15 protein-coding genes and 1 pseudogene are annotated in these 12,786 nt (G+C 38.4%); 1 reads left to right on the forward strand and 15 read right to left on the reverse strand.

Going from position 1 to position 12,786, the window contains the following annotated elements; all coding sequences use genetic code 11:
• Positions 1-98 precede the first annotated feature (98 nt).
• The 14 genes and pseudogenes from pcaF to ACFO3O_RS08360 all read right to left on the reverse strand — a co-directional run bounded on the left by pcaF (position 99) and on the right by ACFO3O_RS08360 (position 10,302).
• Positions 99-1,313, reverse strand: a complete 1,215-nt coding sequence (pcaF, locus tag ACFO3O_RS08295; protein WP_379978132.1) for a 3-oxoadipyl-CoA thiolase — start codon at positions 1,311-1,313, stop codon at positions 99-101.
• 6 nt (positions 1,314-1,319) lie between these two features.
• A complete protein-coding gene (locus ACFO3O_RS08300) occupies positions 1,320-1,829 on the reverse strand; it encodes a hypothetical protein (protein ID WP_379978133.1) in 510 nt (169 codons plus the stop codon).
• Positions 1,830-1,849: 20 nt separating this feature from the next.
• Positions 1,850-2,263, reverse strand: coding sequence for a PaaI family thioesterase (locus tag ACFO3O_RS08305; protein ID WP_379978134.1), 414 nt, complete (start codon positions 2,261-2,263; stop codon positions 1,850-1,852).
• A gap of 13 nt (positions 2,264-2,276) precedes the next feature.
• On the reverse strand, positions 2,277-2,654 hold the full coding sequence (locus ACFO3O_RS08310) for a four helix bundle protein (RefSeq protein ID WP_379978135.1): 378 nt from the start codon (positions 2,652-2,654) through the stop codon (positions 2,277-2,279).
• A 36-nt stretch (positions 2,655-2,690) separates the two neighbouring features.
• The gene (locus ACFO3O_RS08315) at positions 2,691-3,959 is read right to left on the reverse strand and encodes a 3-hydroxyacyl-CoA dehydrogenase NAD-binding domain-containing protein (RefSeq protein WP_379978136.1); all 1,269 of its coding nucleotides are present in this window, start codon (positions 3,957-3,959) and stop codon (positions 2,691-2,693) included.
• Positions 3,960-4,067: 108 nt separating this feature from the next.
• Entirely contained in the window at positions 4,068-4,850 is a 783-nt protein-coding gene (locus ACFO3O_RS08320) for an enoyl-CoA hydratase-related protein (protein ID WP_379978137.1), read from the reverse strand.
• A gap of 80 nt (positions 4,851-4,930) precedes the next feature.
• Complete coding sequence (paaD, locus tag ACFO3O_RS08325) at positions 4,931-5,431, reverse strand: 1,2-phenylacetyl-CoA epoxidase subunit PaaD (RefSeq protein WP_379978138.1); 501 nt, start codon at positions 5,429-5,431, stop codon at positions 4,931-4,933.
• 108 nt (positions 5,432-5,539) lie between these two features.
• The gene (gene paaC, locus ACFO3O_RS08330) at positions 5,540-6,298 is read right to left on the reverse strand and encodes a 1,2-phenylacetyl-CoA epoxidase subunit PaaC (RefSeq protein WP_379978139.1); all 759 of its coding nucleotides are present in this window, start codon (positions 6,296-6,298) and stop codon (positions 5,540-5,542) included.
• Between the two features lie 46 nt (positions 6,299-6,344).
• Entirely contained in the window at positions 6,345-6,680 is a 336-nt protein-coding gene (locus ACFO3O_RS08335) for a four helix bundle protein (protein WP_379978140.1), read from the reverse strand.
• 43 nt (positions 6,681-6,723) lie between these two features.
• Positions 6,724-7,011, reverse strand: a complete 288-nt coding sequence (gene paaB / locus ACFO3O_RS08340) for a 1,2-phenylacetyl-CoA epoxidase subunit PaaB (RefSeq protein WP_379978141.1) — start codon at positions 7,009-7,011, stop codon at positions 6,724-6,726.
• Between the two features lie 136 nt (positions 7,012-7,147).
• A pseudogene (locus ACFO3O_RS08345) lies at positions 7,148-7,294 on the reverse strand (four helix bundle protein); the annotation flags it as partial.
• Positions 7,295-7,435: 141 nt separating this feature from the next.
• Entirely contained in the window at positions 7,436-8,395 is a 960-nt protein-coding gene (paaA, locus tag ACFO3O_RS08350; RefSeq protein WP_379978142.1) for a 1,2-phenylacetyl-CoA epoxidase subunit PaaA, read from the reverse strand.
• A 193-nt stretch (positions 8,396-8,588) separates the two neighbouring features.
• Positions 8,589-9,662 carry a 1,2-phenylacetyl-CoA epoxidase subunit PaaE gene (gene paaE, locus ACFO3O_RS08355; RefSeq protein ID WP_379978143.1) on the reverse strand — a complete coding sequence of 358 codons (1,074 nt, stop codon included), beginning with the start codon at positions 9,660-9,662 and terminating at the stop codon, positions 8,589-8,591.
• 64 nt (positions 9,663-9,726) lie between these two features.
• Entirely contained in the window at positions 9,727-10,302 is a 576-nt protein-coding gene (locus ACFO3O_RS08360) for a TetR/AcrR family transcriptional regulator (RefSeq protein ID WP_379978144.1), read from the reverse strand.
• Between the two features lie 89 nt (positions 10,303-10,391).
• Here ACFO3O_RS08360 and ACFO3O_RS08365 point away from each other — a divergent pair, with 89 nt between their 5' ends.
• Positions 10,392-12,164 (forward strand): aromatic amino acid hydroxylase, encoded by a 1,773-nt coding sequence (locus ACFO3O_RS08365; protein ID WP_379978145.1) that lies wholly within the window; start codon positions 10,392-10,394, stop codon positions 12,162-12,164.
• Here ACFO3O_RS08365 and ACFO3O_RS08370 read toward each other — a convergent pair.
• A complete protein-coding gene (locus tag ACFO3O_RS08370; protein ID WP_379978146.1) occupies positions 12,161-12,775 on the reverse strand; it encodes a DUF4230 domain-containing protein in 615 nt (204 codons plus the stop codon). The two genes, ACFO3O_RS08365 and ACFO3O_RS08370, sit on opposite strands and share 4 nt — an antisense overlap.
• Positions 12,776-12,786: the final 11 nt, after the last annotated feature.

The following is a 12,786-nucleotide window of genomic DNA, read 5'->3' on the forward strand; positions in this document are numbered from 1 at the left end:
ATCGTTTTTTATATGGAAACCGAAATCGAAACTAACATCGAAAACGGTATCTTTTATTTTTTTACGCTCCTACCTACTGTAGGCAGGTTCGCGAAAGCTTACTTAGTCACATTTTCAATTATCGCAGCATACCCTTGCCCTACGCCTATACACATGGTAATAAGCGCATAGCGTTTTCCGGTTTCTTTAAGCTCTAACGCCGCCGAATAGGCAATACGCGCTCCCGTTACACCTAGTGGATGCCCGATAGCAATCGAACCTCCATTAGGGTTGATACGCGGATCATTATCCTCCAATCCCCACTCACGAATACACGCCAAGGCTTGTGATGCAAATGCTTCATTCAGCTCAATCACATCCATATCTTCCATCGTTAAGCCTGCTTTTTCAAAGGCCTTATTCGATGCTTGCACGGGACCGATTCCCATGATACGAGGCTCTACTCCTACCACTGCCGAAGAAACAATCCTCGCTAATGGTTGTAATCCGTATTTCTTTACTGCCGCTTCACTTGCAATAATTGTGGCAGCTGCACCATCATTGAGTCCTGAACTATTTCCTGCGGTAACACTTCCGCCTTCTTTTTTGAAAGCGGGGCGTAATTTTGCTAATATTTCTTTGGATGTTGTTGGTTTTATAAACTCATCATCTTTAAAGATGATTGGATCTTTTTTACGCTGTGCAATCTCAACAGGAACAATTTCCTTAGCAAGTCTACCATTTGCCTGAGCTGCCGCTGCCTTCATCTGACTATTATAGGCAAAGGCATCTTGATCTTCTCTAGAGATATTGTATTTTTCAACCAAGTTCTCGGCGGTATTTCCCATGCCGTCAGTACCGTATAATTCTTGCATTTTTGGATTGATAAAACGCCATCCGAACGTAGAATCATACATCTTACTATCACCACCAAATGCTGAAGAGGGTTTTGCCATTACATACGGGCCGCGGGTCATGTTTTCTACACCTCCAGAAATAAAGAGATCTCCATCACCTGCTTTTATCGCCCGATTTGCATGAATAATTGCTGAAAGTCCGCTACTGCATAATCTATTGACTGTTTCCCCAGGTACTGTAAATGGCAATCCTGCTAATAACAAACTCATGCGAGCTACATTACGATTGTCCTCTCCTGCCTGATTAGCACAGCCCATGATGACGTCATCATACGCTTCTTTTGGTATGTTAGGATTTCGTTTTACAACTTCTCGTATCACATGAGCCCCTAAATCATCTGTGCGAACTGCGCTCAGCGTTCCTTTGTAATTTCCTATAGGAGTACGTACTCCATCTATTATGTATGCTTCTTTCATAAGTTTTTAACTCTTTATCTTTGCAGATATAATCGCCTTATTTATGGTTGCTTCATATATTCTCTCTTTGCTTTCTTCATAAAAAGTTGAAATGAGAATGGTACTCTCATCGGTATTTCTCTCACAAAAAATCATATTAATATAAGGAACTCCTTCTCTATTAATTCTTTGCTTTAAAACCAATAGTTTCTTGCCTCCAATTTCTTTGGCTGTTTGCTCTAAAATCTCTACACCTGGTTGATCCTTTTGTTTTTCAAGATCTTCTTTCATCTTCTCAAAAGAAGCAGGAACAACCATAGGCACAATACCTGCTTTTTCATCTTCTGAAAAATAAGACATCCCCTCTAATTTAGGATACAAGTTTGTATCAACATCCATGACAACCTCGGCTCCATTTAACAGTTCCAAAGTTGATTTTAATTTTTTAGCATCTTCATCTTGAGGTGCTGTAACAACTTGTGCGTAGGATATCATTGATATCAATATCATTCCAATAAGCAGTATACGTTTTTTCATTATATCTTTTATGTTATTTATTATTCACTCCAATCCTTGGTGGTTCTATACACAACACCCTTGAACAAAGCTACGAGTTCTTCACCTCTTTTCACCTCTACAATATTAAAACCTACTTTAGTTTTTTGGTGATCTACTGTTGCCTCGGCGGTTATATAATCCCCTTTTTCTAATGCCTCTATGTGATTAATACTCGTTTCTATGGAGACTGCATACTTGCCATGGGTATTTGCTGTAAATCCAAAAGCAGTATCTGCCAGTGAATAGGTAATACCTCCGTGTGCTTTTTGCATGCTATTCAGCATTTCTTCACGGATGGTCATCCCTACTTTCACATAGCCTATTTTTGATTCAAGAATCTCAATCCCAAGCCATGTACTGTACGGATCTTGAGAAAGCATTTTATGTGGGATTAATTCTCCTTTTAAGGGCATTAGGGATTTGGTATTAGGAATTAGTTCTTTCTAAAATCTTTTTTCTGAGCGATGACATCATTTTTGTTAATTCAGATAGTAGTTTTCTGTTTTCTTCATCTTGTTCAAAGTTAATATATGATCTCCTTCTGGCTTTAGAACTACAACTTACGCACTCATTAGCACTATGTATTGCATGATTAATATGTTTTACGAATTGAGCATCAGATCCCGGGTAACCTTCTGCAATATTCAAAGCTATAGAATCTGAAGCTCTTCTAAATTGAGAGGATAACGCATATAATTCGTATGCTGGAAAATTTTTAACCAGAATATCTACTGCTTCACCAAAATCCATTGCCTTTTGATATATTATTAAATCTTCAAACTTAAAATGATACTTGCTTTTCATACTAATCCCTAATACCAAATTCCTAATCCACACTAACTAGTTAAAAAACTTAACATCTTCTTTATTCATCCTTCTCAACAACGGTGAACAGCGATAACGATCTTCACGGTATTCATCATACAAAGCGTCCATTTTGGCAACACACCAATCGATTCCTTTTTCATCTGCCCACTGTAGTAATCCTTTGGGGTAGTTTACGCCTTTGGTCATGGCATTATCAATATCCGCTGCGCTTGCAATATTCCAAAATAACGCATCGGCAGCTTCATTAATAAGCATCACAAGTACGCGATCAAAAATTTGATTTCCTACTGTTTTCTCTGTATTTGGGTTTGCTTTACCGCTTCGCTCTCCCTCTGGTCGTGAATCTCCTTTTCTCGATTTCGCGAAAGCGTTATCAACCTCTTCATTCTTATAATCATAATACCCTCGTCCAGATTTACGCCCTAAATAACCCGCCTGACTATAGCGTTGCTGGGTAAAAGAGGGTTTGTATCTAGGATCTTGATAAAAAGCATTAAATACCGTTTCTGTAACGGTATAATTCACATCATTTCCTATAAAATCCATCAATTCAAACGGTCCCATTCTAAAACCTCCTATGGTTTTCATCGCCCAATCGATGGTGGCAAAATCTGCTATTCCTTCTTCATAAATTCGTAAAGCTTCTCCATAAAAGGGACGCGCCACACGATTTACGATGAAACCAGGCGTGTCTTTTGCCACAGCCACTACTTTCTTCCAGCGAGTGATTTCTGCTACACATGTATCCAAAACAGTTTGCGAAGTTTGTACGGCTGGTATCACTTCTACTAGCTTCATTAAAGGCGCTGGGTTAAAAAAGTGAATCCCGATACAACGCTCTGGTCGTTGTAGTGATGCGGCAATAGAAGCAATGGAAAGACTAGAGGTGTTGGAAGCAATGATGGCTGTATCTGACACGTAGCTCTCCAATTCTTGAAATACTTTCTTTTTGATGTCAAGATTTTCAACTATCGCTTCAATCGTTAAGTCTGCATCTGCCAATGTTTGTAAGGCATTTACATACGAGATATTCCCTTGAATCCTAATTTTCTCATGAGCGTCTATGCGTCCTTTTTCAATCAAACGATTCAAGACTTTTTCAAGTGCGACTTTTGCTTTATCTAAGGCTGCTTGATTGGTATCAAATAATTTCACCAAGCACCCAGCGGTTGCAGCTACTTGCGCGATTCCAGAACCCATGGTTCCTGCGCCGATGATTCCTACGGTATGGATTGGTAATCGGTGATTGTTGATTGTTGATTGTTGATTTTTTTCACTCATTAGTGAGGTTTATTTTTTTTTAATATCGTGTTGTCCGGCTGAGCCTGTCGAAGCGTATTACTAGTTTTAAAATAAAAACCCTTCGACAAGCTCAGGGTGACAATTATTTTAATTTCCTTTAAAATTAGGTTTTCTTTTTTCTACAAAAGCAGCAACGCCTTCGGCGTAGTCTTCACTTTGCGCAGCTTCTATTTGTAACATTGATTCTAGAGCTAGTTGTTGGGCTAGTGTATTATTCATAGATTCATTGAGCAATCGTTTGGTCATTCCCAAAGCTTTGGTTGGCATTTGTGCCAAGGTCATCGTCGTTGTTTCTATTTCTGTTTGAAAATCATCTAATGTTGTGACTTTATAGATCATGCCCATTTTCTCTGCATCGGTTGCTGATACTTTATCGCCTAACATCATTAGAGCACTTGCTTTTCCGAAACCAATCAATCGTGGCAAGAAAAAAGTACCTGCGCTATCTGGCACCAATCCTATTTTACTGAATGCCTGAATAAAACTTACTTTTTCATGCGCGATCACAATATCACAAGCGATCGCAATATTTGCTCCTGCTCCTGCTGCTACTCCATTGACGGCTGCAATAATTGGTTTTTCAATCGCTCGAATTTTTGAAATAATTGGATTATAATGTTCTTCTAATATTTTCTTGAATCCCGGGTTTAATGCTGGATCTGTAACTTCCTTAAGGTCTTGTCCTGCGCAAAACGCTTTTCCGCTTCCCGTAATGACAATGGCTCTTACAGAAGCATCGGTTGCACATGCATCAAGCTCGCTCTGAAGCGATAATGCCATCTCACGATTAAAGCTATTAAAAACCTCTGGTCGATTCAATGTGAGTGTCGCGACTCCGTTTTTTATGTCTTTGTGTATAGATTGACTCATAATCATCCCCGCGTAGGCGAGTATCTTTTTAATTATAATTATATCACTAATTTATATAGAGATTCCCGCCTTCGCGGGAATTATTTTAAACATTTAAAATAGTCAAAAGGTTCTTGACAAGTATCGCATTTAAATAATGCTTTACAGGCAGTGGATCCAAACTGACTCACCAAATGCGTTTCTGTTGATCCACAATTGGTACATTTTACAATTTTCTTATTTCCGAGTAATGCTTCTTTGTCGGCTTCTGGTGATAAAGGTGCTGCGATACCGTAATCTTCGAGGGCTTTTCGGCCTCTAGGAGTGATCCAATCGGTCGTCCATGCGGGGCTTAGGACTAAAGTTATTTTTGCTTTTTTATTCGCTTTCGCGAAAGCGGACACAATATCATCCCCGATCACATCCATCGCTGGACATCCCGAGTAGGTGGGCGTTATCTTTACATGAACCATACCATCAACCTCTATGGCTTCCCGAACCACGCCCATATCCATAATAGATAGTACGGGAATTTCTGGATCTGAAACAGACTCCAAAATAGAATGTAAATGCGGTTGTATGTTTTGTATTTCTAAAGTCATATTGATTGGAGATTAACGATTTTTGATTTTTGATTTTTGAACTTCTAGTTCTTCAATCTTCAATTAAAAATCTTCAATCGTTGATGAATTTCTCGCTTATGCGGGAATTTACCATTCCATATTAGGATAGGTGCGTTGCATGTATTGCATATCAGCAAGAATATATCCCATATGTTCTGAGTGAATTCCTTGCTTTCCGCCTTTATGAAAATAGTTCCCTTCCGGAATCGCTAGGGTTGCTTCTGTCAACACATCAGAGATCATTTTGTAATAACTATCCTTCAACTTTGACGTGTCTACTCCCACTCCTTCGGCAATCATCGCTTTATCTGCATCTGTTTGGTGAAAAAGCTCATCAGTATACATCCATAAATCGGTTACGGCTTCCTGCACACGCTCATGGCTTTCTGGGGTTCCATCACCTAATCTTCTGATCCAGTCAGAAGAAAAACGCCAGTGATAACTCACTTCTTTTATTGACTTTTTGGCAATAGCTGCAAGTGTAGCATCCGTACTTTTTTCTAATTCTTTCAGGAATAATAAATGATAAGCATCAAAAAGAAACTGTCGTACAATGGTATACCCAAAATCGGTATTGGGTTGCTCAACTAGCAATACATTTTTATACGCTCTTTCGATTCGCATAAAAGCTATCGTGTCTTCTGTTGCATTTTCATCACCAGAAACTTGTGCTGCATATTGGAAATAACTTCGCACCTGCCCAAAAAGGTCTAGAGAGATATTTGTTCCTGCAATATCGGTCTCCAAACTTGGCCCGTGACCACAGAGTTCTCCGAGACGTTGCCCTAAAATAAGGCTGTTGTCTGCGATACCGAGGATATAATCATATAAATTTTTGTTGTTCATAATATTCTGAAATCGAAACTGAAATCGAAAACCAAATCGAATTCAATTATTCTTGTTCATATTTTTTGAGGAGAGTCACTACTATTCTAATTAATTCGTCATTTTCTTGCTTGATGTTTTTAATTTCTTCGGCCTCTAAAAGCTTGCTTTTGATCTGTATATTTAAATTTCTGAGTGATTCTCGTAATTCTTTTAAAGTAATTCTTAATTTATTAGCCTTATCTCTATTTGATTTTGCACCTTCAAACTCACCAAAATTCAAAGCTGAAGAACAAGCGGAGCGTATCAGTTGTTTCGCTAAATAATCCGCTGCAAATGAAGTAGGATGGGATTTAAAGAGTAACACAACTGATGCTACGAAATCTTCAAAACGACTATCCAAATTATATTTGTTTATTAGTTTTTTCAATTTCGATTTCCTCCCACTACATGTGTTTCACCTCATCTGGTAAATCATAAAATGTAGGGTGACGATATACTTTATCTGCTGCAGGCTCAAACAATTCTCCATTGTGTTCTGGATTGCTCGCTGTAATATGACTACTCTCGACAACCCAAATACTCACGCCCTCGCTTCTGCGGGTATACACATCACGTGCATTTTCTAGCGCCATTTCTGCATCTGATGCATGAAGACTTCCAAAATGTCTATGCTCTAATCCGTTTTTGCTTCTCACGAAGACTTCCCAAAGGGGCCAGTTTTTTTTTGACATAATTATTGAAATTGAAATTGAAGCCGAAATTGAATTCGAAATTACTTCAATTGATATTTTTTATTCTTGTTACTATAATTCTAATTAACTGATCATTTTCGTCCTTCAAATCTTTTAAATCTTCATTTAAAAACAACTAAGCTTTTGTTTGAATGTTTAAATTTCTCAAAGATTCTCTTAGTTCCTTAAGACATATTCTAAGCTTGTTGATTTTATCTTTATCTGTTCCTGCTCCTAAAACTTCTCCATAATTTAGAGCTGATGAACAAGAAGATCTAATTAATTGTTTAGCTAAATAATCTCCTGCTTAGGATAAAGGTTCCTTATCATACAAAAGAATTATACTAGCTGCGAAATCTTCTAATCTTTCCGTTAAATCAAATTTCTTATCGCTCACTTTTTCAATTCAAGTTCAAGTTCTTTTTTAACTTGCTTTCGATACTTCTTTTCGCTTTTCCTTCTTCTCTGCATACGCCATAGCCGCATCGCGTACCCATGTACCTCTTTCCCATGCACCTACTCGTGCGTTCATGCGCTCTTTGTTGCAAGGTCCATGTCCTTTGACTACTTGCCAAAACTCATCCCAATCAATCTCTCCAAAGTCATAATGACCGGTTTCTTCATTCCACTTTAAATCTGGATCTGGAATTGTCAATCCTAACAAATCGGCTTGTGGTACGGTTTGATCTATAAATTGTTGACGAAGTTCGTCATTGGTTTTACGTTTGAGTTTCCATTTCATAGATTGTTCAGTATGTACCGACTCTGCATCGGTGGGTCCAAGCATCATCAGTGATGGCCACCACCATCTGTTTAGAGCATCTTGCGCCATATCTTTTTGTGCTGGGGTTCCATTAGCCAGTTTGAGCATAATCTCAAATCCTTGTCGCTGGTGGAAGCTTTCTTCTTTACACACTCTAATCATTGCACGGGCATATGGGCCATACGATGTACTGCATAATGGCACTTGATTGATAATTGCTGCACCATCTACTAGCCATCCGATCGCACCCATGTCTGCCCAGGTAATGGTTGGATAATTAAAAATTGAAGAGTATTTTGCCTTTCCAGAATGTAATTGCTCGTATAATTCATTACGAGAAATCCCTAAGGTTTCACAAGCGGAATAGAGATATAATCCGTGACCTGCCTCATCTTGCACTTTTGCCAATAAGGCTACTTTACGCCGTAAGGAAGGTGCTCTGGAAATCCAGTTTCCTTCTGGTAACATCCCCACAATTTCAGAATGTGCATGCTGACTGATCTGACGGATATGTGTCTTACGATACTTTTCTGGCATCCAGTCTTTCGGTTCAATTTTTTCATCACGAGCAATGCGTGCTTCAAAAATTTCTTCTAGGTTTTTTACTTCTTTTTCACTCATAATGTATGCCCGCGAAGGCGGGTATCTTATTAAGGGTTAACAATTCACTCTTAATCACTTCCTTTCTCTTAGAAAGCGCAACCATCTATTCTTTTTATGCTTTCGCGAAAGCGCAAGTATGCAACATACATCTACTATTTATACCTACAAGGTTGCCTTTGGCGAAACCTTGCAGGAACGCTTTTGCGAATGCTCACACATCAAAATTTACTTTTACATTATCAGACGTTGGAACTGCTTGACAACTTAATACTAAGTTCTGAGCCACCTCATCTTCTTCTAAGGCATAGTTGACTTTCATTTCAACCGTTCCTTCTTCTACTTTACATTTACACGTACTACACACACCACCTTTGCAGGCAAAGGGCAAATCTGCCCCAGCACCTAAGGCTGCATCTAGAATATTATCATACTCATCAGTCATCGTGAAGTGGAAATCTTTTCCTCCATCTACAATCGTGACTTCTACGCCTTCTACTTTTTGTTCGGCGAGTCTCGCGGTACGTAGTTTATCTTCTTCAGAAAGTCCTGTCACAAATAATTCATAATGGACTTTCTCTTTTTCTAATCCTGCAGCTACGAGCTCATCACGTATTAAAAATATCATTTCTTCGGGTCCGCAGATAAAGACTTCGTCTGTGGTATCTACAGGAATTAATGTTTTAGTGAGCGTTTGCAATTTTTCGCTGGTAAAGCGTCCATTAAACAATTCAATATCACGTTGTTCTTTAGTTAAGAAATAAAAAATTTCTAATCTTCCAAAGTACTGATTCCGTAACTGCTCTATCGCTTCCTTAAAGATAATGGATTTTACGGTTCTATTTAAATAGAATAATTTGAATGTCGCATTGGGCTCTAATGCCAAATGGGTTTTAACCATTGACAAGATAGGCGTGATCCCACTTCCAGCGGCGAAAACCACATAATTCTTTGTTGCCTCTTTTGATACAGGAACACCAAATTTTCCACTAGGCTCCATGATTTCGATCATGTCCCCTGTTTGTAGTTGCTCATTTACATAGGTAGAAAACAATCCGCCAGGTATTTGTTTTACGGCTACTTGCCACTCTTTATCGACGGGACTAGAACACAAACTATAAGATCTACGGACATCCTGACCATCGATAAGTGCTTTAAGTGTAAGGTGTTGCCCTTGTTGAAAATCAAAGGCATTTTGCAGGTTTTCAGGAATATCAAAAGTCACTACAGAACAATCTGACGTTTCTTTATAAATATCCTTCACTCGTATGGTATGAAATTGCGCCATTATACTATTTAGATAGCACAAAACTAACGATTGTTAGTTAGATTTCCAAAAAACTCACAATTCTTTAACTTTCAACTCCTTGAAGCAATATAATAGATAATCCTTCAATCAATTCATCTTTTTTAAGTTCTCCCTTTTTTGGAATCCAGAGATAGAGATTACGCAAGGTGGTAAGAATAGAATACACTAAGATTTCTGTGTTTACATCTTTTAATTCTCCTGATTCTTTTCCTTCTAAAATGATATCTCTAAATTTCTTTTCGTACCGGTTCCGAAGGTCTAAATAGTGATCTAGTTTTCCTTCTAGATGCATCCAATCATTATTAAGCGCTGCCATGCCGTAGGGGTTATCTGCGGTGAGTGTAATGTGTTGTGCAATGACAGCTTTTAATTTTGCAAGGGTATTAGTTTCTTGACCCGTAATGGCATCTATACCGCTTGTAAACTGTGTAGCGATATCTAGTATAATTTCAGAAAGGATTTGTTGTTTTGAGCTAATATGATTGTATAAACTCGCCGCTTTGATGCCCATTTCTGCCGCCAAATCTCGCATGGTCACAGCACTGTACCCTTTTTCTTTAAAAAGTCGGGCAGCGGTTTTATATATTTCTTGCTTTCGCGAAAGCGTACTCAGTTTCATACCCTGCAAGATACACTTTATGGAAGAATCGTAAAACTCTATGAAAGAAGTAATAGAAAATATTACAAAACGCTTTAATTTTGTGATCTATGAAAATTCCTGTTGCATCTAATCCATTACTAGATCGTTTGCCTCCACATTTAAGGCAATACATTAAACCTCAAAACTATGAGGATTACACTCCTATTAACCAAGCGGTATGGCGATATGTCATGCGTAAAAATGTAGATTATCTAGGAAAAGTGGCTCACGAAAGCTATCTAGACGGACTTCAAAAAACAGGAATCTCCATAGAGAGTATTCCTTCTATGTATGGGATGAATCGCATTCTTCAAGAAATAGGATGGGCAGCTGTAGCCGTAGACGGATTTATCCCTCCCAATGCATTTATGGAGTTTCAGGCCTATAAAGTGCTTGTGATTGCGAGTGATATTCGGCAATTGGAAAACATAGAATATACGCCTGCACCTGATATTATCCATGAAGGTGCAGGGCATGCACCTATTATTGCAAGTCCAGATTATGCTGAATATTTGAGGCGTTTTGGCGAAATAGGAGCCAAAGCCATTTCTAGTGCACATGACATGGAGGTGTATGAAGCAGTACGTAAATTGTCGATTTTAAAGGAAGCCGACGGTATTTCTGAAGAAGACATCAAAAATGCCGAACAACATATAGAAGAACTACAAAACAAAAAAGTAGACCCTTCTGAAATTGCATTGATTCGTAATTTACATTGGTGGACGGTTGAGTATGGACTCATAGGAACGGTAGAAGACCCAAAAATATATGGCGCAGGATTGCTTTCTTCTATAGGGGAAAGTGCTTGGTGTATGACCGATCAGGTTGAAAAACTCCCTTATTCGATAGAGGCTATTTATCAAGAATTTGATATCACCAAACCGCAACCTCAGTTATATGTGACACCCGATTTTGCGTATCTGATGAAGGTGCTCGAGGAGTTTGCTAGTACGATGGCGGTGCGTAAAGGGGGTTGGCGCGAACTCCAAAAATTAATTAATTCCAAGCAAGTTGGAACGATTGAACTAAGCACAGGGCTTCAAGTAAGTGGAGTGTTTACTCGTATGATTCAAAATGAAGATAATGAGGTGATTTATTTTGAAACCGAAGGAGAAACGGCGCTCGCTTATCGCGAAAAAGAACTCATTGGCCATGGGACTGCAAGGCACACTAATGGTTTTAGGTCGCCTCTTGGGAAGTTAAAAGGCATCAATCTTTCTATCGAAAATATGGGGCCTCGTGATTTACAAGCGTACAATTTTTATGACGGAAAACCTATTTCTTTTGAGTTTGAAAGTGGTATTACTGTAGAGGGTCTTAACGTCACAGGAATGCGTAATCTAAATGGAAAACTGATGCTCATTCAGTTTACAGAATGTACTGTCGCATACAAGAATGAAATATTATTTTCTCCAGATATGGGGGATTTTGACATGGCATTAGGACAAGAGATTTTATCTGCCTTTGCAGGTGCTGCCGATTATTTATCCTTCAAACTAGAAGAACATGTGGTAAGTTCGACAACCATAAGACCAACCCTTTCTGATGATGAAAAAAAGCTGCTAGAATACTATCAGCAGGTGCGTGATATGCGAGAGCAGAAGGCCGTTTCTCTGCCGCTTTTGTCTGTCATTTTTGAAAATCTTCAACGTAGTTATCCAAATGATTGGTTGCTTTCGTTAGAGATCTATGAACTTATGATTGAGGGTGATTCTGCTACTTCAACTACACTCGGCATAGGTTTCGCGAAAGCGGTATTAGATCATCTTACAGCTTTAAAAGAAACACGCCCCGAAGTAGCACATCTTATAGAGAATGGAATCATGCTATTGAAGAATTAATCAAGCAATGTTTCTATATCTGTGATACTTGTAATGGGTTTTTTCTCATATCGCAATGTCCACCCGAGCGAATTGGTCAGGATATAGATTTTTTGCAATTCTGAGATTAATCTGTTTTCTGCGTTTGTATATAAACTTGAGACTTCTATTTTTTCTTTCAGTGTTTTCATTACCCTGGATTTAATGATGTTATAATCTTCAGCACCAAAAGGGTTCAATAAATCTTGCTGTATATCGTAATATTCCAAATTGGGGTTAATGGTTAATTCAGGTTCTGGGATATTTACAATATATACCGTTTTTATTCCTGAATCTATACGCGTTTCTATTTTACTAAGGTCATACGAAATCGTTGCTTTGGCATTGGCTACTACTAATGCTTTTTTGGTAGCCGTCAAAATATCTACATAAAACTTTTTAGAGTCTTCATAGGTAAACACCTCTGCATATTCACCTTCAGTAACAATGAGCTTCCCTACATTTTTAAGTGTTTTTTCAATGAGTGCAGAATGCTCTTCTATGACCTTGCCTTCATTGTCCTTGAATTCACAGTATCGGAAGCTTAATAGAATAAGAAAGAGTACACCAACTCCATATAGAACTTTACGCATATCTAGGTTTT

The organism is Dokdonia ponticola, from assembly GCF_042653865.1.
Classification (GTDB): Bacteria; Bacteroidota; Bacteroidia; order Flavobacteriales; family Flavobacteriaceae; genus Dokdonia; species Dokdonia ponticola.

Excerpts from the sequence above, each read along its gene's own strand:
- pcaF (WP_379978132.1), bottom strand. The coding sequence starts at position 1,313 with ATGAAAGAAGCATACATAATAGATGGAGTACGTACTCCTATAGGAAAT.
- ACFO3O_RS08300 (WP_379978133.1), bottom strand. The coding sequence starts at position 1,829 with ATGAAAAAACGTATACTGCTTATTGGAATGATATTGATATCAATGATA.
- ACFO3O_RS08305 (WP_379978134.1), bottom strand. The coding sequence starts at position 2,263 with ATGCCCTTAAAAGGAGAATTAATCCCACATAAAATGCTTTCTCAAGAT.
- ACFO3O_RS08310 (WP_379978135.1), bottom strand. The coding sequence starts at position 2,654 with ATGAAAAGCAAGTATCATTTTAAGTTTGAAGATTTAATAATATATCAA.
- ACFO3O_RS08315 (WP_379978136.1), bottom strand. The coding sequence starts at position 3,959 with ATGAGTGAAAAAAATCAACAATCAACAATCAACAATCACCGATTACCA.
- ACFO3O_RS08320 (WP_379978137.1), bottom strand. The coding sequence starts at position 4,850 with ATGAGTCAATCTATACACAAAGACATAAAAAACGGAGTCGCGACACTC.
- paaD (WP_379978138.1), bottom strand. The coding sequence starts at position 5,431 with ATGACTTTAGAAATACAAAACATACAACCGCATTTACATTCTATTTTG.
- paaC (WP_379978139.1), bottom strand. The coding sequence starts at position 6,298 with ATGAACAACAAAAATTTATATGATTATATCCTCGGTATCGCAGACAAC.
- paaB (WP_379978141.1), bottom strand. The coding sequence starts at position 7,011 with ATGTCAAAAAAAAACTGGCCCCTTTGGGAAGTCTTCGTGAGAAGCAAA.
- paaA (WP_379978142.1), bottom strand. The coding sequence starts at position 8,395 with ATGAGTGAAAAAGAAGTAAAAAACCTAGAAGAAATTTTTGAAGCACGC.
- paaE (WP_379978143.1), bottom strand. The coding sequence starts at position 9,662 with ATGGCGCAATTTCATACCATACGAGTGAAGGATATTTATAAAGAAACG.
- ACFO3O_RS08360 (WP_379978144.1), bottom strand. The coding sequence starts at position 10,302 with ATGAAACTGAGTACGCTTTCGCGAAAGCAAGAAATATATAAAACCGCT.
- ACFO3O_RS08365 (WP_379978145.1), top strand. The coding sequence starts at position 10,392 with ATGAAAATTCCTGTTGCATCTAATCCATTACTAGATCGTTTGCCTCCA.
- ACFO3O_RS08370 (WP_379978146.1), bottom strand. The coding sequence starts at position 12,775 with ATGCGTAAAGTTCTATATGGAGTTGGTGTACTCTTTCTTATTCTATTA.